The sequence below is a fragment of the Streptomyces albofaciens JCM 4342 genome (genome assembly GCF_008634025.1).
GTDB classification, from domain to species: domain Bacteria; phylum Actinomycetota; class Actinomycetes; order Streptomycetales; family Streptomycetaceae; genus Streptomyces; species Streptomyces albofaciens.
The window spans coordinates 2103161-2123802 of the sequence record NZ_PDCM01000001.1 but is presented as its reverse complement, the minus strand read 5'-3'; the positions used below and the strand labels follow the sequence as shown (position 1 = coordinate 2123802).

19 protein-coding genes, 1 pseudogene and 1 riboswitch are annotated in these 20642 nt (G+C 73.7%); of the genes and pseudogenes, 14 read left to right on the top strand and 6 right to left on the bottom strand.

Going from position 1 to position 20642, the window contains the following annotated elements; translation table 11 throughout:
- Nucleotides 1-79: 79 nt before the first annotated feature.
- The 7 genes from CP973_RS09605 to CP973_RS09575 all read left to right on the top strand — a co-directional run bounded on the left by CP973_RS09605 (nucleotide 80) and on the right by CP973_RS09575 (nucleotide 8607).
- Nucleotides 80-1153 carry a Strvi_7410 family MBL fold metallo-hydrolase gene (locus CP973_RS09605; RefSeq protein ID WP_150239296.1) on the top strand — a complete coding sequence of 358 codons (1074 nt, stop codon included), beginning with the start codon at nucleotides 80-82 and terminating at the stop codon, nucleotides 1151-1153.
- Between the two features lie 118 nt (nucleotides 1154-1271).
- Nucleotides 1272-1382: riboswitch (cobalamin riboswitch) on the top strand.
- 275 nt (nucleotides 1383-1657) lie between these two features.
- Nucleotides 1658-2980 (top strand): SCO2321 family membrane protein, encoded by a 1323-nt coding sequence (locus tag CP973_RS09600; protein ID WP_150239294.1) that lies wholly within the window; start codon nucleotides 1658-1660, stop codon nucleotides 2978-2980.
- Entirely contained in the window at nucleotides 2980-3711 is a 732-nt protein-coding gene (locus CP973_RS09595; protein WP_150239292.1) for an SCO2322 family protein, read from the top strand. Before CP973_RS09600 ends, CP973_RS09595 begins: the two co-directional genes overlap by 1 nt.
- Nucleotides 3708-4907, top strand: coding sequence for an energy-coupling factor transporter transmembrane component T (locus tag CP973_RS09590; protein ID WP_244409358.1), 1200 nt, complete (start codon nucleotides 3708-3710; stop codon nucleotides 4905-4907). The genes CP973_RS09595 and CP973_RS09590 overlap by 4 nt, the downstream gene beginning before the upstream one ends.
- On the top strand, nucleotides 4904-6739 hold the full coding sequence (locus CP973_RS09585) for an ABC transporter ATP-binding protein (RefSeq protein ID WP_150239288.1): 1836 nt from the start codon (nucleotides 4904-4906) through the stop codon (nucleotides 6737-6739). The genes CP973_RS09590 and CP973_RS09585 overlap by 4 nt, the downstream gene beginning before the upstream one ends.
- On the top strand, nucleotides 6736-7731 hold the full coding sequence (locus tag CP973_RS09580; RefSeq protein ID WP_150239286.1) for an ECF transporter S component: 996 nt from the start codon (nucleotides 6736-6738) through the stop codon (nucleotides 7729-7731). The genes CP973_RS09585 and CP973_RS09580 overlap by 4 nt, the downstream gene beginning before the upstream one ends.
- Before the next feature lie 429 nt (nucleotides 7732-8160).
- Nucleotides 8161-8607 carry an aggregation-promoting factor C-terminal-like domain-containing protein gene (locus CP973_RS09575; RefSeq protein WP_150239284.1) on the top strand — a complete coding sequence of 149 codons (447 nt, stop codon included), beginning with the start codon at nucleotides 8161-8163 and terminating at the stop codon, nucleotides 8605-8607.
- A 100-nt stretch (nucleotides 8608-8707) separates the two neighbouring features.
- Here the strand turns inward: CP973_RS09575 and CP973_RS09570 are convergent, their stop codons facing one another.
- Together CP973_RS09570 and CP973_RS09565 are read right to left on the bottom strand one after the other, a co-directional pair.
- Nucleotides 8708-8914: an SCO3870 family protein gene (locus tag CP973_RS09570; protein WP_106982250.1), complete on the bottom strand. Its 207-nt coding sequence runs from the start codon at nucleotides 8912-8914 to the stop codon at nucleotides 8708-8710.
- A gap of 102 nt (nucleotides 8915-9016) precedes the next feature.
- Nucleotides 9017-9586 carry a DinB family protein gene (locus CP973_RS09565; protein WP_150239282.1) on the bottom strand — a complete coding sequence of 190 codons (570 nt, stop codon included), beginning with the start codon at nucleotides 9584-9586 and terminating at the stop codon, nucleotides 9017-9019.
- Nucleotides 9587-9676: 90 nt separating this feature from the next.
- Here CP973_RS09565 and CP973_RS09560 point away from each other — a divergent pair, with 90 nt between their 5' ends.
- Complete coding sequence (locus CP973_RS09560; protein ID WP_244409357.1) at nucleotides 9677-10249, top strand: hypothetical protein; 573 nt, start codon at nucleotides 9677-9679, stop codon at nucleotides 10247-10249.
- A gap of 12 nt (nucleotides 10250-10261) precedes the next feature.
- On the opposite strand, the gene CP973_RS09555 is transcribed toward CP973_RS09560, so the two are convergent.
- Complete coding sequence (locus tag CP973_RS09555; protein WP_150239280.1) at nucleotides 10262-11431, bottom strand: steroid 3-ketoacyl-CoA thiolase; 1170 nt, start codon at nucleotides 11429-11431, stop codon at nucleotides 10262-10264.
- A 309-nt stretch (nucleotides 11432-11740) separates the two neighbouring features.
- Here CP973_RS09555 and CP973_RS09550 point away from each other — a divergent pair, with 309 nt between their 5' ends.
- The 4 genes from CP973_RS09550 to CP973_RS09535 all read left to right on the top strand — a co-directional run bounded on the left by CP973_RS09550 (nucleotide 11741) and on the right by CP973_RS09535 (nucleotide 15371).
- Nucleotides 11741-12973 carry a cytochrome P450 gene (locus CP973_RS09550; RefSeq protein WP_150239278.1) on the top strand — a complete coding sequence of 411 codons (1233 nt, stop codon included), beginning with the start codon at nucleotides 11741-11743 and terminating at the stop codon, nucleotides 12971-12973.
- 302 nt (nucleotides 12974-13275) lie between these two features.
- Nucleotides 13276-13896: a DUF6230 family protein gene (locus CP973_RS09545; protein ID WP_150239276.1), complete on the top strand. Its 621-nt coding sequence runs from the start codon at nucleotides 13276-13278 to the stop codon at nucleotides 13894-13896.
- Nucleotides 13887-14390: a DUF6114 domain-containing protein gene (locus tag CP973_RS09540; RefSeq protein WP_150239274.1), complete on the top strand. Its 504-nt coding sequence runs from the start codon at nucleotides 13887-13889 to the stop codon at nucleotides 14388-14390. The genes CP973_RS09545 and CP973_RS09540 overlap by 10 nt, the downstream gene beginning before the upstream one ends.
- Nucleotides 14391-14660: 270 nt before the next feature.
- Entirely contained in the window at nucleotides 14661-15371 is a 711-nt protein-coding gene (locus CP973_RS09535) for a hypothetical protein (protein ID WP_150239272.1), read from the top strand.
- A 137-nt stretch (nucleotides 15372-15508) separates the two neighbouring features.
- Here CP973_RS09535 and CP973_RS09530 read toward each other — a convergent pair whose 3' ends face one another.
- A complete protein-coding gene (locus CP973_RS09530) occupies nucleotides 15509-15862 on the bottom strand; it encodes a hypothetical protein (RefSeq protein WP_150239269.1) in 354 nt (117 codons plus the stop codon).
- Nucleotides 15859-17478: pseudogene (ctaD, locus tag CP973_RS09525) on the bottom strand (aa3-type cytochrome oxidase subunit I); the annotation flags it as partial. The pseudogene ctaD and the gene CP973_RS09530, both read right to left, overlap by 4 nt.
- Before the next feature lie 108 nt (nucleotides 17479-17586).
- Here ctaD and CP973_RS09520 point away from each other — a divergent pair.
- Together CP973_RS09520 and CP973_RS09515 are read left to right on the top strand one after the other, a co-directional pair.
- Nucleotides 17587-18276 carry an RNA polymerase sigma factor gene (locus CP973_RS09520; protein ID WP_150239265.1) on the top strand — a complete coding sequence of 230 codons (690 nt, stop codon included), beginning with the start codon at nucleotides 17587-17589 and terminating at the stop codon, nucleotides 18274-18276.
- On the top strand, nucleotides 18269-19378 hold the full coding sequence (locus tag CP973_RS09515) for a CU044_5270 family protein (protein WP_150239263.1): 1110 nt from the start codon (nucleotides 18269-18271) through the stop codon (nucleotides 19376-19378). Before CP973_RS09520 ends, CP973_RS09515 begins: the two co-directional genes overlap by 8 nt.
- A 73-nt stretch (nucleotides 19379-19451) precedes the next feature.
- Here CP973_RS09515 and CP973_RS09510 read toward each other — a convergent pair whose 3' ends face one another.
- Nucleotides 19452-20453, bottom strand: coding sequence for an aldo/keto reductase (locus tag CP973_RS09510; RefSeq protein ID WP_150239261.1), 1002 nt, complete (start codon nucleotides 20451-20453; stop codon nucleotides 19452-19454).
- Nucleotides 20454-20642 lie beyond the last annotated feature (189 nt).

The window sequence follows — 20642 nt, the reverse complement described above, 5'->3', positions numbered from 1 at the left end:
ATGCTGGGCAATGCCCGGTACGGGGGCGCGGTCCGGTACGGGGGCGCGGCCCGGCCGCGCGGGAGCGGAGGTGCGGCGGATGACGGCAGCGGCCCGGACCGGGGCGGCGGAGGCCGGTCCCCGGGTGACCGACCACCGGGGCGGCGTGTGGTCGATCGCCGTCCCCATACCGGACAACCCGCTCGGCCACACCCTCGTCCACCTGCTGGAGACCGACCGGGGGCCGGTCCTCGTGGACACCGGCTGGGACGACCCGGACGCCTGGGACACCCTCACCGCCGGGATCACCGCCTGCGGCTTCGACGTCACCGACCTGCACGGCGTCCTCATCACCCACCACCACCCCGACCACCACGGCCTCTCCGCCCGCGTCCGGGAGGCCTCCGGCGCGTGGATCGCCATGCACGCCGCGGACGCCGACGTCGTCCGCCGCACCCGGGAAGCCGAACCGGGCCGGTGGCTCGACTACCTGATCGCCAAGCTGACCGCGGCCGGGGCGCCCGACGGCCACCTCGCGCCCCTGCGGGCGGCACGCGCCGAGGGACGGGTACGCGGCTTCCCCGGGCAGCGGGCCGCGCTGCCCGACCGCGAGATCACCCCCGGCGCCCTCCTCGACCTGCCCGGCCGCCGCCTGCGCGCCGTCTGGACACCCGGCCACACGCCGGGCCACGTGTGCCTGCACCTGGAGGAGGACCATCCGGCGCGGCGGCCGGGCCACGGCCGTCTCTTCTCCGGCGACCACCTGCTGCCGGGCATCAGCCCGCACATCGGGCTGTACGAGGACCCGGACGACGCCACGCCCACCGACCCCCTCGGCGACTACCTGGCCTCCCTGGAAGACGTCGCCCGGCTCGCGCCCGCCGAGGTGCTGCCCGCCCACCAGCACGCCTTCACGGACGCGGCCGGCCGGGTACGCGACCTGCTCGTCCACCACGAGGAGCGCCTCGCCGGGCTGCGCGCGCTGCTCGCCGTGCCGCGCACGCCCTGGCAGCTCGCCGAGGCCATGGAGTGGAACCGGCCGTGGGAGCGGATCCCGTACGGATCGCGGAACATCGCCGTCTCCGAGGCGGAAGCGCATCTGCGGCACCTGGTCCGGCGGGGGCTGGCGGAGGCGGTGCCGGGGTCGGAGCCGGTGACGTACCGGGCGGTGTGAGGGCGGGGCCGTCCGCGGGGGGGGCGCCGGGCGGTGTGAAGGCGGCGCCATCCGCGTGGGGTGCCGGGCGGGCCCGCACCCGGGGGCCGCCGTGCCCTGCCGGTTAAGGTGTGCGAGACAATTTCATCCCGTGCCCGATCGGGGGAAGCCGGTGGAAATCCGGCGCTGACCCGCAACCGTGATCCGGGACGTACGGCGTCCGCACGCCCGCCGGCCACCGGGACCGCGTACCGGTCCCGCCCCGGCCGGCCGCACGCCACCCGTACGCCCGGCGAGCCGGAGCACCCGCTGGGGCACGACCAAGGCTCCCGCCACCGCAAGGCCGCGCCTCCTCGCGCGGACGCCCGGTGCGCGGCACCGTCGAGGTATGCGGAGCTGAGCCCGGTGCCACCGCGGCCGATCACCGGATCGGCGGGCGGCTGGGCGTCCGAGTGCGGCTGCGCGCCCCACGCAGACCCACCGCGGCCCCCACCGCACCGAACCGACCGGAGAGGCACCGACCCGATGGCCACCACGGCTCCCCAGGCCCCCCTGGCTCCCAGGGCTTCCACGGCCCCCACCCGCGCCGTCCTGGCACGCCGCGCCGCCGCCGCGCTGGCCACCGCCGCCGTGCTGTGCGCGGCCGGCGCCCCCGTGGCGGCCGCCGACGCTCCCGCGCCGAACGCGCAGGCGTCGAAACTGCCGGACGGGCTGTACGGCACCAAGGACCCGCAGTACGACGGCGTCTGGCGGCAGTCGCTGGCGCTGCTCGCGCAGCGCACCGTCGGGGTGCGCCCGTCGGTGGCGGGCGTCGACTGGCTCGCCGGGCAGCAGTGCTCCGACGGCGCCTTCGCCGCCTTCCGCGCCGACCCGGGCAAGGCGTGCGACGACAAGACGATGCGCGACACCAACCAGACGGGTGCCGCGGTGCAGGCACTGGCCACGCTCGGCGGGCACGACGGCGCCGTACAGAAGGCGGTGAACTGGCTGAAGTCGGTACAGAACGACGACGGCGGCTGGCCCTCGATGAGCGGTACGCCCAGCGACGCCAACTCCACCTCGGTCGTGATCGGCGCGCTCAAGGCGGCGGGCCTGAAGCCGGAGACCGTCAAGAAGGGCGACAAGTCCCCGTACGACGCGCTGGTCTCCTTCCAGCTGGGCTGTGACGCGAAGGAGGGCGAGCGCGGCGCGTTCGCCTTCCAGCCCAAGGACGGCAAGCTGGCCCCGAACGCGGACGCCACGGCCGCCGCCGCGCTCGGCGGGCTGGGCCAGGGCTTCCGCGTCGACCCGGCCGGCAAGGACGTCAACGAGCCGGTCACGCCCCTGAAGTGCGAGGGCGGCGCGGACCGGAAGCCGGACGCGAAGCAGGCGGCCGAGGGCGGCGCCGCGTACCTGGTCGCGCAGCTCGACGCGAACGACCAGCACCTGAAGTCCGCGATGCCCGGCGCCGGGGACCAGCCCGACGTGGGCAACACCGCGGACGCCGTGCTGGCGCTCGCCGCGGGCTCGCACGGCGACGCCGCGCAGAAGCCGCTGAAGTGGCTGGAGAAGAACTCCGCCAACTGGGCCAAGGAGGCCGGACCGGCCGCGTACGCGCAGCTGGTGCTGGCCGCGCACGCCGCGGGCGCCGACCCGCGCCACTTCGGCGGCGCCGACCTGGTCGCCCAGCTCAACGCCACCGGGCCGAAGCCGGCCGGCAGCTCCGCGCCGTCCGCCGCCCCCGAGAAGGACGCGCAGGACCAGGACGAGCAGGGCGCCGGCGTGTGGTGGGTCTTCGGCATCGTCTTCGTCGCGTGCGTCGGCGTCGGGTTCCTGATCAGCGGCCGCAAGAAGAAGAACGACCTCTGATGCGACGCTCGCCACGGTCCCGCTCCGCCCGCCTCCTCGGCGCCCTGGCCCTGGCCGCCACGGCGCTGGGCCTGGCCGCCGCGCCCGCCCAGGCCCAGGACTACCGCTACTGGTCCTTCTGGGACGGCCCGGCGGCGGGCGCTTCGGCGTCCGAGGACGGCGGCTGGTCGTACGCGACCGAGGGCCCGGCCACCTCCCGGCCCCGGGACGGCGCCGTGGCGGGCTTCCGCTTCACCGTCAGCGCCGGCTCGGCCGAGGCGGGCAGGCCGCGCCGGGCGGCGGACTTCGCCGCGATCTGCGCGAAGACGCCCGCCGAGGACGGGAAGAAGCGGGTCGGGCTGGTCCTCGACTTCGGTACGCGGGCGGAGGCGCCGCGCGGCGAGACGCCGCCGGACATCCGTACGGAGTGCGCGCGGCTGCCGGAGGACGGCACGGTCGCCGACGCGCTCGCCGCGGTGGCGGGGCCGCTGCGGTACGACACGAACGCGCTGCTGTGCGCGATCTCGGGCTACCCGAAGGCGGGGTGCGCGGAGAAGGCGGAGCCCGGGCCGGGGGCCGGTTCCGGTTCCGGGCCGCCGGAGCCCCGGGCCTCCGAAAGCGCGTCCGCCGCCGGGAAGCAGGCGGACGGTGACGACTCGGGCGGTCTCTCCGCCGGGCTGATCGGCGGCATCGCGGCCGTGGTCGTCCTGGGCGCGGCGGCCGGGTGGCAGGCGCGCCGCCGCCGCGGATGAGCGCCCTCGCTCCCCGGGCCACCCGCTCCACCGCGCTGCACGCCGGCGCCTGGTGGCTGTGGGCGCTGGGCCTGGCCACCGCCGCGTCCCGGACCACCAACCCGCTGCTGCTCGGCCTGCTGATCGGGGTCGCGGGCTATGTCGTCGCGGCGCGCCGCACGGACGCGCCGTGGGCCCGCTCGTACGGCGCGTTCCTCAAACTGGGCCTGCTGGTGATCGGCATCCGCCTGGTCTTCGCGTTCTTCCTCGGCTCCCCCATCCCGGGCACGCATGTGCTGCTCACGCTGCCGGAGGTGCCGCTGCCCGAGTGGGCGCGCGGCGTGCGCATCGGCGGCCGGGTCACCGCCGAGGGCATGCTGTTCGCCTTCTACGACGGGCTGAAGCTGGGCACCCTGCTGATCTGCGTCGGCGCCGCCAACGCGCTCGCCAGTCCGGCGCGCCTGCTGAAGTCGCTGCCGGGCGCGCTGTACGAGGCGGGCGTGGCGGTCGTCGTCGCGATGACGTTCGCGCCCAACCTCGTCGCCGACGTGCAGCGGCTGCGGGCCGCGCGCCGGCTGCGCGGACGCCCGGACCGCGGTTTCAAGGCGCTGCTCCAGGTCGGGCTGCCGGTCCTGGAGGGCGCGCTGGAACGCTCGGTGTCGCTGGCCGCGGCCATGGACGCGCGCGGTTACGGCCGTACGGCACAGGTCCCGCCCGCCGTACGGCGCACCACCACCGCGCTCACCCTCGGCGGCCTGCTCGGGGTCTGCGCCGGTACCTACGGGCTGCTGGCCGACACCGGGGCGGCGTACGGCCTGCCGGTGCTGCTCGCCGGGCTGGCCGCGGCCCTCGGCGGGCTGTGGCTGGGCGGGCGCCGCTCCGTGCGCAGCCGCTACCGGCCCGACCGGTGGGGCGTGCGCGCCTGGCTGGTGTCCGGGTCCGGCGTCGCGGTGGCCGCCCTGATGATCTGGGCGAACTCCGCCGACCCGGCCGCCCTGCACCCGCCCGCCGTCCCGCTCACCGCGCCCGTCCTCCCGCTCTGGCCCGCGGCCGGTGTGCTGGTGGGGCTGCTGCCGGCGTTCGTCGCGCCGCTGCCGCCGCGCGCGGAGCAGCCGGTGGAGCCCGCGGCGGAGGAATCCGGGCGGGTACGGGCAAGGAAGTCACCGGCGCCGGGCGCGCCGGGCGCGAAGCCGCACACGAAGGAGTCCCCGCAGTGATCCGCTTCGACCAGGTGTCGGTCACCTACGGGGACGCGGCCGCACCCGCCGTCCAGGGCGTCGACCTGACCGTGCCGGAGGGCGAACTGTGCCTGCTCGTCGGCCCGTCCGGGGTCGGCAAGTCCACCGTCCTGAACGCCGTCTGCGGCCTCGTACCGCACTTCACCGGCGGCACCCTGCACGGCCGCGTCACCGTGGCCGGGCGCGACACCCGCACCCACCGGCCGCGCGAACTCGCCGATGTCGTCGGCACCGTGGGCCAGGACCCGCTCGCCCACTTCGTCACCGACACCGTCGAGGACGAACTCGCCTACGGCATGGAGTCACTGGGCCTGGCCCCGGACGTGATGCGGCGCCGCGTCGAGGAGACCCTGGACCTCCTCGGCCTCGCCGACCTGCGCGACCGCGCCATCACCACGCTCTCCGGCGGCCAGCGGCAGCGCGTCGCCATCGGCTCGGTGCTCACCACCCACCCCGAGGTGCTGGTCCTGGACGAGCCGACCTCGGCCCTCGACCCGGCCGCCGCCGAAGAGGTCCTCGCCGTGCTGCAACGCCTGGTGCACGACCTCGGCACGACGGTCCTGCTGGCGGAACACCGGCTGGAGCGCGTCGTGCAGTACGCGGACCAGGTCATCCTGCTGCCCGCGCCCGGCGCGCCCCCGGTCGTCGGCGCGCCCGCCGACATCATGGCCGTCTCCCCCGTCCACCCGCCGGTGGTGGCCCTGGGCCGGCTGGCGCAGTGGTCGCCGCTGCCCCTGTCCGTACGGGACGCCCGCCGCCGGGCGTCCTCGCTGCGGGAGCGGCTGGCGGGGGTGGAGCCGGGGAGCACGGACGCGGAGGGTACGGGGGCGGCGACGCGGACGGCCGGTGCGGACGCCGGGGCCGGGACCGGGACCGAGGCCGGGGCCAGAGCCGGAGCCGGAGCCGGGGCCGGGGCCGCTGACGGTGGTGGCGGGCGCAAGCGGCCGGGGTGGTGGCGTCGGCGTGACGCCCGTGGAGACGCCGGCCGTGGGTCCGGGGTGCGGCCCGTGCCGTCTCCCGCGCCGCTGCTGCGGAACACCGCCGACGGCCCCCTCGCCGCCGAGGCCGCGGGCCTCTCCGTGCGGCGCGGCCGGATCGACGCCCTGCACCGTGTCGACCTGGCCGTACGCGCCGGCGAGACCATCGCCCTCATGGGCCGCAACGGCGCGGGCAAGTCCACCCTGCTCGGCACCCTCGTCGGCCTGCACGAGCCCGCCGCCGGTTCGGTGCGCGTCGGCGGCGCGACGCCGCACCGCACCGGACCGCGCACGCTGCTGCGCCACGTCGGCCTCGTACCGCAGGAACCGCGCGACCTCCTGTACGCGGACACCGTCGCCGCCGAGTGCGCCGCCGCCGACCACGACGCGGACGCCGCCCCCGGCACCTGCCGGGACCTGGTCACCCGGCTGCTCCCGGACGTGGCGGACGACGCCCACCCGCGCGACCTCTCCGAGGGCCAGCGGCTCGCCCTCGCGCTGGCCGTCGTGCTCACCGCCCGCCCGCCGCTGCTCCTGCTCGACGAGCCGACCCGCGGTCTGGACTACGCGGCCAAGGGCCGCCTCGTGGAGCTGCTGCGCGGGCTGGCCGCCGAGGGGCACGCGATCGTGCTGGCCACCCACGACGTCGAGCTGGCCGCCGAGCTGGCCCACCGGGTCGTCATCCTGGCGGACGGCGAGATCGTCGCGGACGGCCCGACCGCCGAGGTCGTCGTCTCCTCGCCCGCCTTCGCGCCGCAGGTCGCCAAGGTGCTCGCGCCGCTGCCGTGGCTCACCGTGCCCCAGGTCGCGCACGCTTTGGAGGCCACCGCATGACCCGCCACGACGCGGCACGTCCGGGGCCGGGGCGACGGCGCCGGACGGCACCGGCGGACCGGCAGGTGCGGGCCGTACGGCTGGGGCCGCGGTCCGTCGCCGCGCTCGTCCTCGTGTCCGTCATCGGCGTGATGGCGTTCGGCTGGCCGCTGCTGGCCAGTTCCACCTCCGGGCTCGCGCACTCCAAGGACGCGCCGTGGCTGTTCGCGGCCCTGCTGCCGCTGCTGCTCGCCGTGGTCGTGGCCACGATCGCCGACACCTCGGCGGCCACCGCCACCCGCGGCACGCCCAGCCTGGACGCGAAGGCCATCGCCATGCTCGGCGTCCTGGCCGCCGCGGGCGCGGCGATGCGCCCGCTCGGCGCGGGCACCGCCGGCATCGAGCCGATGTTCTTCCTGATGGTGCTGGCCGGGCGGGTGCTGGGGCCGGGCTTCGGGTTCGTGCTCGGCTCGGTGTCGATGTTCGCCTCCGCGCTGCTGACCGGGGGCGTGGGGCCGTGGCTGCCGTTCCAGATGCTGTCCATGGGGTGGGTGGCGATGGGCGCGGGGCTGCTGCCGGGCCCGGACCGGCTGCGCGGGCGCCGCGAGCTGGTCATGATCGCGGTGTACGGCGCGGTCTCCGCCGTCCTGTACGGCCTGGTCATGAACCTCCAGGGCTGGCCGTACATCGGCGGCATGGCCTCCGGCGTCTCGTTCGTGCCGGGCGACCCGCTGCCCGACAACCTGGCCCGCTTCGTGGCGTACTGCCTGGCGACCTCGCTCGGCTGGGACCTGCCGCGCGCCGCGGTCACCGTCGTGCTGACCCTCACCCTGGGCGGCCCCCTCCTCAAGGCCCTGCGCCGGGCGACGCGCCGGGCGGCTTTCGACGTACCGGCGGCCTTCGGCGACCCGCGGCCCGGGGCCGGGACGGGGACCGGGCCGGGACGGGAGCCGGGGCCGGGGCAGGAGCCGGGGCCGGTATCGCCAGCACCGGCTCCGGACGCTCCCAAGTAACCTTCGGCGGCGCCGCGGGTACGGTCCCCCTCCGCACGGCGGCGCCGCGGATACGGTCCCCATCCGCACGGCGGCGCCGCGGGTACGGTCCCCACCCGCAGCGCCCCCAGCCCGTAAGGGCCCACTGGCGAGACGGGCCATTACGGCACCGCCTGCCACACCCCCTCCTCCTGTGACCTCACGCACAGGACTTCCGTCACGTACGACAGCCCTTAGTAGGCCCCGCGCTCCCCGCGATCCGCTCCCCCTCGGGCCCCGACGGGCGGGACTTTCCACCCCGCATGCGAGATCCACTAGTACGAGCGGGTATTGCCCTGCCCCCCGACCACTTCCCAGGGTGGACGTGTCGCCGAGAGCAGCGCGCCTCTCCTCCCCCCGGGTGCGCCCTCGGCGGCTTCCCTTGCACCCCGACGGAAGGCTTCCCCTCCCGTGAGCGTCACCTCGTCCACGATCACCCGCCGTCTCGCCGCCCACAAGAAGGCCGTCGTCACGGCCGGTGCCGTCGCCCTGGGTGCTTCGGCCGCGGCCTTCGCCGCCACGCCGGCCCAGGCCGCCGCCCCGGCCCAGGCGCCGTCCGCCGCGACGGCGAGCGACGCGCGGGCCGCGGCGCACAAGCTGATCCCGGACCAGGCGCAGTACCAGTGCTTCAGCAACATCGTCGAGCGTGAGAGCGGCTGGGACCCCACCGCGACCAACCCGTCCAGCGGCGCCTACGGCCTCGTGCAGGCGCAGCCCGGCTCGAAGATGGCCTCGGCCGGGCCGGACTGGAAGACCAACCCGGAGACCCAGGTCAAGTGGGGCCTGGACTACATGAACTCCACCTACGGCAGCCCCTGCGCCGCCTGGGACTTCTGGCAGTCCCACAACTGGTACTGATCCCCCACGGATCAGGCGGGCTGCCCGCCATCGCGGACAGGGCGAAGCGGCCGACACCCCTGGTGTCGGCCGCTTCGGTCTGCCCGGGCCCGGAAGGGCCTCAGTCCGCGTCCGCCCGGCGGGCCCGGAACCACGTCACCCCGACCAGGGCGGCGGCAATGTAGATCACTCCGGCGGCGGTGGTCACCGACTCCACGTACTGCTCGTAGCCGTCCGCGCGCAGCTCGACCGCCAGGAAACCCAGCGCCGTGCCAAGCCCCGCGAGCGCACAGATCAAAGCCGCGAAGGGGGGCTTTGCCAATTCCATCTCCTCCAAAAAAATGAGCCGACCCGGACGCCGCACGAGTGTACGTAGGGGCGTTTCAGCCAGCCGCGCCTACCCTGAGGGCCCGCGCCGAAACCCCGCCCGTCAGTTCCCGGTGGCCCCGTCGATCCGCTCGCGCAGCAGATCGGCGTGGCCGTTGTGCTGGGCGTACTCGGCTATGAGGTGGACCAGTACGCGGCGCAGGGAGACCGGGTCGCCCGATGCCGCGTGGACGCCCGTGGCGTCCAGGGACGGTGCGGCGGCCACGATGGCGCGGGAGTGCTCGCACTGCTCGCGCCAGAGCGCGAGGGCCTGGGCCGGGTCCCCGGACAGGTCGTCGAAATCCTGGTCGGGGTCGTCGTCGGAGTAGTGGAGCATCGGGACCGCTTCGCCCGCGAACTGGATGTGGAACCACCACCGTTCGACCCCGGCGAGGTGCCGTATCAGCCCGTGCAGGCTCAGCCCGGACGGCGGCACCGACCGCTCCGAGAGCCGCCCGGCGGGCACCCCCGAGCACTTCAGCTCGAAGGTGGCGCGGTGCCACTCCAGATAGCCGGTGAGGATCTCCCGCTCGTCACCCACCAGCGGCGGACGCCGCCGCGCGTCGCCCTCGGCCGCCCACACCGGCGGCGGCACGGTCGGCGAACTCCCTGCCTGTGCCCCTGATTCGGTCATGAGGCGAGTGTGGCAGGGACCACTGACAACGCCCCGGAACCGACCGTGCGACGGCCGCCCCTTTCGTCGTACATGTGATCCAATTACGGGATGAGTGACACTGGTTGCGGGGCGAGTGGGACACGCGGCGAGGCCGGCCGGACGAGCGCGTCGCTGGGGCCACTGGAGTGCGTCGACGGCCACTGGGTGGTGGGGGACTGCTTCCGGCCGGGCGGCCTGTGGCTGGAGTTCCGCGCCGACGGGATGTACCAGCACGCCCGCACACCCGCCGACGAGCTGCTGATCCCCTGGTCCAGGATCATGCTGGGCATCGGCTTCACCCTGGGCGGCAAGTACCCGCACTACGGCTCCGTGAGCCCGCTGGGGTGGATCGGCGGGCTTCCGGGCCCGTGGCAGGGCGTCGGCCGCGGCTATCTGCACATGACGCTGCGCCACCCGTACGAGGACTGGCAGGCCGCCTTCGACCGCCACCCCCGCCGCTACACCATGACGGAACTCGCGCTGTTGCAGTCGCTGCTCGGGCATGTCGGCGCCGCCAAGGAGTTCCACCGGTTCGGCGACGGGGAATGGCTGGGCCGCGCGGTCGGCCTGCTGACGCGGGAGCGGCCCCGGACGGGCCACGCCCTGAGCCGGGTGATGGGCGAGATCCTGGAGGAGGCGTGACCCCCCGGACCGTCACAGCCGCTGGATGATCGTCCCCGTCGCCAGCGCCCCGCCCGCGCACATCGTGATCAGCGCGAACTCCTTGTCCGCGCGTTCCAGCTCGTGCAGCGCGGTGGTGATAAGCCGGGCACCGGTGGCGCCGACCGGGTGCCCCAGGGCGATCGCCCCGCCGTTGACGTTGACCTTGTCCAGGTCCTGGTCGAAGACCCGGGCCCAGGACAGCACGACCGACGCGAACGCCTCGTTGATCTCGACCAGGTCGATGTCCTTCAGGGACATCCCGGCCTTGCCGAGCACCGCCCGTGTCGCGTCGATCGGCCCGTCCAGGTGGTAGTGGGGGTCGGCGCCGACCAGGGCCTGCGCCACGATCCGGGCCCGCGGCCGGAGTTTGAGCGCGCGGGCCATCCGCTTGGACGCCCACATCACCGCGCAGGCCCCGTCCGAGATCTGCGAGCAGTTGCCCGCCGTGTGCACGGCGGTCGGCATGACCGGCTTGAGGCCGGCGAGCGCCGCCATGCTCGTGTCCCGTAACCCCTCGTCGCGGTCGGCCAGCCGCCACATGCCCTGCCCGGCGGCCTGCTCCTCCTCCGTGGTCGGCACCTGTACCGCGAACGTCTCGCGCTTGAAGCGTTCCTCCGCCCAGGCCGCCGCGGCCCGCTGCTGGGACAGCAGTCCCAGCGCGTCGACGTCCTCGCGGGTCAGGCCCCGGTTCCGGGCGATCCGTTCGGCGGCCTCGAACTGGTTGGGCAGGTCCACGTTCCACTCGTCCGGCCAGGGCTTGCCCGGGCCGTGCTTGGAGCCGCTGCCCAGCGGCACCCGCGACATCGCCTCCACCCCGCACCCGATGCCGATGTCGATGACCCCGCCCGCGACCATGTTGGCGACCATGTGGTTGGCCTGCTGCGACGAGCCGCACTGGCAGTCCACGGTGGTCGCGGCGGTCTCGTACGGCAGGCCCATCGTCAGCCAGGCGGTGCGCGCCGGGTTCATGGACTGCTCGCCGGCGTGGGTGACCGTGCCGCCGACGATCTGCTCCACGCAGTCCGGCTGGATGCCGGTACGGGCGAGCAGTTCGCGGTAGGTCTCGCCGAGCAGGTAGGCGGGGTGGAGGTTGGCGAGCGTGCCGCCGCGCTTGCCGATCGGGGTGCGTACGGCTTCGACGATGACGGGTTCCGCGGCCATGACTGACTCGTCCTCTCCTCGCGTCCCGCAGGACGTCCCGGCCCCCCGACGACGGAACTGGTACGCGTTCTAGTTCCCCGGACAGTCTCTTTGAGCCGCGACCGGGGGCGCAAGGGTGCTGCACGGGTCTTCCGCGCCCAACGGGCGGCGTACGGACCGGGTTTGCGCGCCGCGCCCCTTGCCACGTATGGAACTCGTCACTACCTTCACCGCAACGAGCTGACGGCCCGTCAGGGTCGGCCGATCGCCGGTACTCACCGACCCGTACCGGTACGGGTACCGGGCCGGACCAGAGCTGGAGTCGCCGAGATGCCATGCCCCGCGCTGCCCGACGGGTTCGACTTCACCGACCCCGACGTCTACCAGAGCCGCGTACCGCTGCCGGAGTTCGCGCAGCTGCGGCGTACCACCCCCGTCTGGTGGAACGCCCAGCCGCACGGTGTCGCCGGGTTCGGTGACGACGGGTACTGGGTGGTGAGCCGCCACGAGGACGTCAAGGAGGTCTCCACCCGGCCGGAGGTCTTCTCGGCGAGCGTCAACACCTCGATCATCCGGTTCAACGCGGCCATGACCCGCGACCGGATCGACGTCCAGAAGCTGATCATGCTGAACATGGACCCGCCGGAGCACACCCGGGTCCGCCAGATCGTCCAGCGCGGCTTCACGCCCCGCGCCATCCGCGCCCTGGAGGACGCGCTGCGCACCCGCGCGCGGACCATCGTCGCCGAGGCACGGCGCAAGGAGTCCGGCGACTTCGTCACCGATGTCGCCTGCGAACTGCCCCTCCAGGCCATCGCCGAGCTGATCGGCATCCCCCAGGACGACCGGGCCCGGATCTTCGACTGGTCGAACAAGATGATCGCGTACGACGATCCGGAGCTGGCCATCACCGAGGAGGTCGGCAGCACCGCGGCGGCGGAGCTGATCTCGTACGCGATGAACCTGGCCGCGGCCCGCAAGGAGTGCCCCGCCCAGGACATCGTCAGCCGGCTCGTCGCTGCGGAGGACGAGGGCAACCTCGCGTCCGACGAGTTCGGGTTCTTCGTCCTGCTGCTGGCCGTCGCGGGCAACGAGACCACGCGCAACGCGATCACCCACGGCATGCACGCGTTCCTGACGCACCCCGACCAGTGGGAGCTGTACAAGCGCGAGCGGCCCGGCACCACGGCCGACGAGATCGTGCGCTGGGCGACGCCCGTCGTCTCCTTCCAGCGGACCGCCACCCAGGACACCACCCTGGGCGGCGCCCGGATCGGCAAGGGCCAGCGCGTCGGCCTGTTCTACGCCTCCGCCAACCACGACCCGGAGGTCTTCGAGCGCCCCTACGCGTTCGACATCACCCGTGACCCCAACCCCCACCTGGGCTTCGGCGGGGGCGGCCCGCACTTCTGCCTCGGCAAGTCGCTCGCCGTCCTGGAGATCGACCTGATCTTCCAGGCCATCGCCGACGCCATGCCGGACATCGCCCTCGCGGGCACCCCGCGCCGGCTGCGGTCGGCCTGGCTCAACGGGGTGAAGGAGCTGCGGGTCCGGTACGTGTAGGGCGCGGGTTCCGTATCCGTACGGCGATGCCCGGCGCTCCGTACGGCACGCGTTCCCTATCCGTACGGCGACGCCCGGCTTCCGTACGGCACGCGTCGCTTTTGCGCCTCCCGCGCTTCCTTCGGTCCTCAACCTTGCCAACGGGTACTGGCAGACTTACATTCAACTCGCCAGTAACACCGGCCAGTTCTCTACACCCTTCACGTGATCCCCACGTGTCCCCACATCCTGGCCCGGTGCCGGCATCTTCCCCCACAACTCTCGGCAGCGCGATCCACCGCACTTCGAAGGGGACCACTCTCATGAAGGACGCACACGGCAGACACGTCACGGGGCGGGTGAGCTGGCGCAAGTTCGCCGTGCTGTCCGTCCCGGCCTTCGCCGGGACCGCCGCACTGGCCATCGCCCTGGCCAACGGCGCGCTGGCGGCCTCGTTCGCCGTCTCGGGCCAGCAGTTCAAGGTGTCCGCCGCCTCCCTCAAGGGCGACGGGTTCGCCCAGTACGGCGGCGTCGACCAGAACGCCCGGGGCGACCTGCTGCCGGTGGCCGTGACCGCCATCAAGAAGGCCGACCTGCACAAACTGTGCCAGTCGGTGGTCACCACACTGCCGGTCATCGGCGACATCTCGCTCAACCTCACCGCGGGCGGCGGCAGTACGCCGGTCAAGGCGACCGACCTCTTCGTGGACGCGACCCAGCTCTCCGGCAACGCGTCCTTCAACAACATCGAGATCGGCCGGGACGCCTCCACCCTCGACAAGGGCCCCGCGACCGCGCAGGGCATGCAGGACCTGTTCGCCCAGCAGGCCGACGACGTCAGCATCACCAACCTCAAGCAGACGGCCTGGGCGACCAACGCCGGGACGTTCCGGCTGGCCGGCCTGAGCATGAAGATCTCCAAGGGCAAGAAGGAATGCTTCTGACCGGGCAGGGCACCTGGCGGCGCGGGTGGGCGGCCTGGCGCCGCTGGCGCAAGGGCCGCCCCTTCTGGGGCGGGCTGGCGGCCGTCGTCGCCGGTGCGGAGATCTGCGCCATCCCGCTGGCGCCGCTCAAGGTCATGCTCCAGCAGGGCATCGCCGGGATACCGTCCGTCCTGATGGGCCTGGTGATGATCCTCATGGGCCTGTCCGCGTGGTTCGCGCCGCACTACCGGGGGCTGGCGGGCGTCCTCACCGTCCTGGTCTCCGCCGCCGCGCTGGTGATGTCCAACCTCGGCGGGTTCCTGTTCGGCACCGTCGTCGGCATCCTCGGCGGCGGCATGATCTTCGCCTGGCAGCCCCGCCCGCTGCCGGAGCCGGAGGCGGACGGCGCCGCGGCGGAGACCGGGCCGTCCGGCACCGGACCGGCACCGTCCGGCAATGGACCGGCACCGTCCGACAGCGGTCCGGCGCCGTCCCACCCGCAGCCGCGCGGCTGACCGGCGGGACGGCCCCACCGGCCGGGCCGTACGCGTACGTCGCGGTCGTCGTACGCGTACGGCCGGACCGCCACCCCCGTACGGCCCGGCAGTCGCGCCCGCACGGCCCGGGCCCCCATTCCCGTACGCCCGGTTCGCCGCACCTCCGCGCAACCTCCGCACCCCCCTCGACTCGCGGGTGCCGTCGCGCCCAGCGCCGGCCCCCGTGCGGCCCCACCCGCACGGGCGGGGCCACCGCACCACTCCACCGCTCGCAGAAGGAGATCCGCGATGACGCACAGACCCGCACGCTCTCGCGCAGCTCACTCCCGTGCCCGGCGGCCGCGCGCCCTGCTCGCCGCCGGTACGGGAATCCTCGCGACCGCCTCTCTCTCCCTGGCCCTGACCGGCTCGGCCACCGCCCAGCCGACCGGGGCGCGGCCCGCCGCCGGCTCCACCACCGTCACGCCGGCCGGGCACGCCTACGCCGCCGACCTCAGCGGCAAGGCCACCTTCAAGGCCGGTTCGGTGACGGTCACCTGCACCGTCTCGCACGCCGCCGGCCAGGTACCGGACGCCCCGGACAACACCAACGCCGCGGGCCCGGTCAGCAGCACCCTCTCGGCGCCCACCTACAGCTCGTGCACCACCAGCATGCCGGGCGTCAGCGCCTCCATCCAGACCTCCGGCGACTGGGGCGTCTCCATGCAGCACGGCGCCCCGAGCACCGCCGGGCTGACCATCCCGACCGGTGGTTTCGTCCTGAAGACCAGCGGTCTGGCCAGCTGTACGGTCACGGCGGCGCCCACCGCCGCGGCGACGGTGAACGGCGCCTGGACCAACGGCGCGCCGTCCAGCCTGGTGTTCACCAACGCCTCCGTCCCGGTCAAGGTCGTCGGCGGCTTCGGCTGCCCGACCAGCGCGACGACCTCGCTCTTCAACGCCACCTACAAGGTCGCGGACACCACCGACCCGGCGTCGCAGATCACGGTCACCGAGTGACGGCCGTCACCGTCTGACGGCCGCCACCCGGTGTCCGGCCGCCGACGGCCGACGGTGGCCCCGGCCGACGGCCGGGAGGCGCCCGCCGGCAGCCCCCTCGGCCGCGGCCGCCCCCGGTCGTCGTCAGGCCGTTGCCCTCACCCGCCGGTGAGGGCAACGGCTACCGTCACCGCGCCGCTCACCAGCACCACGGCCGCGGCCAGGAAACCGGTGACCAGCCGGCGCCGCAGCTCCCGGTACACGCCCTCGTATTCTGCGCGCAGCTCGCCGCTGCGGGCCGCGATCCGCCGTAGATACACGCGGGAGAACTCCAGCTGGTCGGCCTGGTACTGCCGCTCGACCTCGGCGCGTTGGTCCCGCGTCAGCCACGGCAGCCGGTCGCCGAATTCCCGGGCCCGGACGCGTGCCCGGTCCTTCTCCGCCTCCCAGAGCAGAAACCCCTCGATCTCGTTGATCGCCTCGGCCGTGTTCACCGGCGTACCAGCGCTCATACCAGAGCACCCCTTTCCTTCTCCCGGTCCGGTGCGGGGGCTCCGACCTCGGGGTGGTGCAGGTCGAAGGCCGGGGATTCGGAGCGGATACGGGGCAGGGCGACGAAGTTGTGGCGGGGCGGCGGGCAGGAGGTGGCCCATTCCAGCGAGCGGCCCCAGCCCCACGGGTCGTCGGCCGTCACCTTCGCCCCGTACTTCGCGGTCTTCCAGACGTTGTAGAGGAACGGCAGCATCGACAGGCCGAGGACGAAGGAGAAGATGGACGAGACGGTGTTCAGGGTCGTGAACCCGTCGGCGGCCAGGTAGTCGGGAATGCGGCGCAGCATGCCTTCGGCGCCCAGCCAGTGCTGGACGAGGAAGGTGCCGTGGAAGCCGACGAACAGCGTCCAGAAGGTTATCTTGCCGAGGCGTTCGTCCAGCATTTTTCCGGTGAACTTCGGCCACCAGAAGTGGAATCCCGCGAACATAGCGAAGACCACCGTGCCGAAGATGACGTAGTGGAAGTGCGCCACGACGAAATAGGAATCCGTGACGTGGAAGTCCATCGGCGGCGAGGCCAGGATGACGCCGGTCAGCCCGCCGAAGGTGAAGGTGATCAGGAAGCCGACGGCCCAGAGCATCGGCGTCTCGAAGGACAGCGAGCCCTGCCACATCGTGCCGATCCAGTTGAAGAACTTCACCCCGGTCGGCACCGCGATGAGGAACGTCATGAACGAGAAGAACGGCAGCAGGACGCCGCCCGTGGCGTACATGTGGTGGGCCCAGACCGTCACGGACAGTCCGGCGATGGAGATGGTCGCGGCGATCAGGCCGATGTAGCCGAACATGGGTTTGCGGGAGAAGACCGGGATGACCTCGGAGATGATGCCGAAGAACGGCAGCGCGATGATGTACACCTCCGGGTGGCCGAAGAACCAGAAGAGGTGCTGCCACAGCAGCGCGCCGCCATTGGCCGCGTCGAAGACGTGCGCGCCGAATTTACGGTCCGCCTCCAACGCGAAAAGGGCCGCCGCCAGGACCGGGAAGGCCAGCAGGACCAGCACACCGGTCAGCAGCACGTTCCAGGTGAAGATCGGCATCCGGAACATCGTCATGCCGGGGGCGCGCATGCAGATGATCGTGGTGATGAAATTGACCGCGCCCAGGATCGTACCGAAGCCGGACAGCGCCAGCCCCATGATCCACATGTCGCCGCCGATGTTCGGGGAGTGCACGGAATCGGAGAGCGGGGCATAGGCGAACCAGCCGAAGTCGGCCGCGCCCTGCGGGGTCAGGAACCCGCCGACCGCGATCAGCGAGCCGAAGAGGTACAGCCAGTACGCGAGCATGTTCAGCCGGGGAAAGGCGACATCGGGCGCGCCGATCTGCAGCGGCATGATCCAGTTCGCGAAGCCGGAGAACAGCGGTGTCGCGAACATCAGCAGCATGATCGTGCCGTGCATCGTGAACGCCTGGTTGAACTGCTCGTTCGACAGGATCTGATGGCCGGGCCGGGCCAGCTCGGCGCGCATCACCAGCGCCAGCAGCCCGCCGACGCAGAAGAACGCGAACGACGTGATCAGGTACAGCGTGCCGATCGTCTTGTGGTCGGTGGTCGTCAGCCACTTCACCGGGGACTTGTTCACGGGGGACTTGGACTTCATGCCCGGTAGGTGTCCGGGGCCGGAGAAAACTTCACCGCACGAGGGTGTGAAGATCTCAGGCGTGCCGGACACCAACAGATCATGAGCAAGGACGCAGCCCCCGACGACGCTTCCGGCGGGGTCACCGGCGAGGAGAGCGCCCAGGGCGGCGGCAGGGACCTCGACGAGGCCTTCGCCGACGCCTACCGCGCGCACTACTGGGCCGTCAGCCGCTTCGTCGCCCGGCGGCTGGACGACGACCGGGCGGACGACGTGGAGGAGGTGGTGGCGGAGGTCTTCTCCATAGCCTGGCGGCGCCGGGCCGAGCTGCCGGAGTCGCCGCTGCCCTGGCTGTACGGAGTGGCCCGCAACTGCCTGTCGAACACGGTGCGCGGCTTCGGCCGCTACCGGCGCCTGCTGCACCGCCTCGGCAACCACGAGGCCGCGCACCGCCGCCAGACCGTGGACAGCCCCGACGCGGAGCGGCCGGGCTCCTGGGTGCACGAGGCCCTGGAGCGCCTCTCCCCCGCCGACCAGGAAGTCCTGCGCCTCACGGCCTGGGAGGAGCTGACCCTCCAGGAACTGGCCGTCACCCTGGGCTGTAGCCAGAGCGCCGCGGCGATGCGGCTGCACCGGGCCCGCAACCGGCTCCGTACACAGATCGACCGCCTGCGCCGGAAGGCGGGCCCGGCCCCCGCCCCGCCTCCCCCGCGCACCCGCCGTACGACCGCACGACCCCCCATGCCCGCGCCCGCGGTGCCGACCCGAGCAGGAGGCCGCAGCCTTGACTGACGAACTGGAGCTGCTGCGGCAGGCCGACCCCGTACGGGCCGACGAGGGCCCCTGGCGCGACCGCCCGCTGACCGCGCGCGCCGAACACCGGCTGGCCGCGCTGATGAGCGCCGAAGCGCCGGAGCGCACGCCCGGTTCCGCGCCGGCGCCCGGGCGGCCCGAGCGCGCGGCACGCGCCGCCCGCCCCGGCCGTCCCCGGCCCGCCCGCCGTACCCGCCGTCTCCTCATCGGCGCCACCGCCGCCTCGGCCGCCCTGCTCGCCGTCCTCACCCTCACCTTCTCCGGCGCCGGTACGACACCGGCGGTGGCCGCCCCCACCGCGCTCGTCGTGCAGCGCGACGCGCCCGCCGTCCCGCTGGACGAGGTGGCGCGGCAGGCGGAGGCGTACGCCCGCGCCCAGCACAACGCCCCCAAGCCGCACCGCGGGAGCCATCTCCAGAGCTGGTACCTGAGCATGCAGACAGGGCCCGACGCCAAGCCGCCGGTCACCGTCCCCGAGGAGCGGATCACCCGCTGGAACCCGGACGGCAGCGGCTCGGAACTGGTCGTCGCGACCGATCCGCGGCACCCCGGCCGCCCGGTGATCAACGACGCGGACGGCGAGTGGCGCACCGTCAACGACGGCAAGGTGCTGCACCGCAGGACGTATCCGGCGGGCACGCGCCTGGACGACCCGGCCACCGGCGAGGGCACGCTGCCCGCGCGCCCGCCCGCCGACCCCGACGAACTCCGCGCCTACCTGGCCACGTTCTACAGCGGCGCCGGTACGAAGACGCAGCCCCTCCTGATGGCCCTCTCCTCGTTCCTCCAGGAGTGGACCCCGGGCCCGCGCGAGTCGGCGGCGCTGGCGCGGATGCTGTCCCGGGCGCCGGACCTGCGGCCGGCCGGTCAGGTCGTCGACCGGCTCGGCCGGCGGGGCCAGGCCTACGCGTACCACGGGGAGGACACGTCGGACGGGTCCATGGACGGCACCCTGCAACTGGTCATCCTCGACCCGGAGACCGGCCGGATCCTGGGCATGGAGACGACGTTCACGAAGGACGTCCCCGACTTCAAGATCAAGTCGGGTGATGTGCTGTCGTACGAGGCGTGGATGCCATGAGATGACGTGGCCCCCTGTCGCTCACACCCCCGCCCCTAGCCCCTGCCCCTCGCGCCCCTGCCCCTCGGCCGGCTCAGTGTCCTAGCCGGTCGAGGGCCTGCTGCGGGTAGCGCGCGCCCGCCACGGCCTCGGCGGGCACCGCCGCGCGCAGCCGGGCCTCCTGCTCGGCGGTGAGGGTGAGTTCGGCCGCGGCCGCGTTCTCCGCCACGTAACGCGCGCGCTTGGTGCCGGGAATCGGCACGATGTCCTCCCCTTGTGCCAGCAGCCAGGCCAGCGCGGCGCGCGCTGGAGGCACACCGATCTCGTCGGCGACGCGGCGCACGGCACGCACGAGCGCGATATTGCGCGCGATGTTCTCCTCGGAGAACCGCGGCCAGCGGAGCCGGTTGTCCGCCTCGCTCAGCTCCTCGCGGGAGGCGAGCGCGCCCGCGAGCATGCCGCGCCCGAGCGGCGCATACGCCACGACCGTGACGCCCAGTTCCCGGCAGGTGGCGAGCATGCCGCCCTCGACGACGTCCCGGGTGAACAGCGAGTACTCCAGCTGCACCGCGCTGATCGGGTGCACGGCGTGGGCCTTGCGCAGCGTCGCGGGGCTGACCTCCGACAGTCCCAGCTGCCGCACCTTTCCCGCCGCCACCAGCTCCGCCATCGCGCCGACGGTCTCCTCGACCGGCACGGCCGGATCGCGGCGGTGGGCGTAGTAGAGGTCGACGTACTCGACGCCGAGCCTGCGCAGCGAGGCGTCGCAGGCGACGGGTACGTACGCGGGTGAGGTGTCCACGGCGTCCACCCGCCCGGTCACGGGGTCGTGCCGCAGCCCGAACTTGGTCGCGAGCACGACGGCGTCCCGCTCCACCCGGTCCCGCAGCCAGGCACCGACGAACTCCTCGTTCGCCCCGCGCCCGTACGCGTCGGCGGTGTCGAGAAACGTCACGCCCAGCTCGGCGGCCCTGTCCAGCGCCCGCCGGGCCTCCGCAGGATCGGCGGGCCCGTACGCGACGGACATCCCCATGCACCCGAGCCCGACCGCCGAAACGATCGGCCCGCCGGGTCCGCCGAGCCGCCGGTACCTCATGGCGTTCCTCCCCCACTCGCTGATTCGGCTCCGCCGGGGCCCGGCACACGCGAGAACGCGCGGAACGACATGGCGGCGGCGTGGCAGTGATCGTAACCACGGAAGGCCCCGAGTGGCGGGGTGCCGCCGAATGGCTGATGCTGGACGGGCGCGACGATCCAGCGGCGCGGCAGTGTCCACTGCCGCGCC

Coding starts and splice junctions, on each gene's coding strand:
- CP973_RS09570 (WP_106982250.1), bottom strand. CDS start 8,914: ATGGAATTGGCAAAGCCCCCCTTCGCGGCTTTGATCTGTGCGCTCGCG.
- CP973_RS09510 (WP_150239261.1), bottom strand. CDS start 20,453: ATGAGGTACCGGCGGCTCGGCGGACCCGGCGGGCCGATCGTTTCGGCG.
- CP973_RS09580 (WP_150239286.1), top strand. CDS start 6,736: ATGACCCGCCACGACGCGGCACGTCCGGGGCCGGGGCGACGGCGCCGG.
- CP973_RS09520 (WP_150239265.1), top strand. CDS start 17,587: ATGAGCAAGGACGCAGCCCCCGACGACGCTTCCGGCGGGGTCACCGGC.
- CP973_RS09590 (WP_244409358.1), top strand. CDS start 3,708: ATGAGCGCCCTCGCTCCCCGGGCCACCCGCTCCACCGCGCTGCACGCC.
- CP973_RS09545 (WP_150239276.1), top strand. CDS start 13,276: ATGAAGGACGCACACGGCAGACACGTCACGGGGCGGGTGAGCTGGCGC.
- CP973_RS09600 (WP_150239294.1), top strand. CDS start 1,658: ATGGCCACCACGGCTCCCCAGGCCCCCCTGGCTCCCAGGGCTTCCACG.
- CP973_RS09540 (WP_150239274.1), top strand. CDS start 13,887: ATGCTTCTGACCGGGCAGGGCACCTGGCGGCGCGGGTGGGCGGCCTGG.
- CP973_RS09595 (WP_150239292.1), top strand. CDS start 2,980: ATGCGACGCTCGCCACGGTCCCGCTCCGCCCGCCTCCTCGGCGCCCTG.
- CP973_RS09530 (WP_150239269.1), bottom strand. CDS start 15,862: ATGAGCGCTGGTACGCCGGTGAACACGGCCGAGGCGATCAACGAGATC.
- CP973_RS09560 (WP_244409357.1), top strand. CDS start 9,677: ATGAGTGACACTGGTTGCGGGGCGAGTGGGACACGCGGCGAGGCCGGC.
- CP973_RS09535 (WP_150239272.1), top strand. CDS start 14,661: ATGACGCACAGACCCGCACGCTCTCGCGCAGCTCACTCCCGTGCCCGG.
- CP973_RS09550 (WP_150239278.1), top strand. CDS start 11,741: ATGCCATGCCCCGCGCTGCCCGACGGGTTCGACTTCACCGACCCCGAC.
- CP973_RS09555 (WP_150239280.1), bottom strand. CDS start 11,431: ATGGCCGCGGAACCCGTCATCGTCGAAGCCGTACGCACCCCGATCGGC.
- CP973_RS09565 (WP_150239282.1), bottom strand. CDS start 9,586: ATGACCGAATCAGGGGCACAGGCAGGGAGTTCGCCGACCGTGCCGCCG.
- CP973_RS09605 (WP_150239296.1), top strand. CDS start 80: ATGACGGCAGCGGCCCGGACCGGGGCGGCGGAGGCCGGTCCCCGGGTG.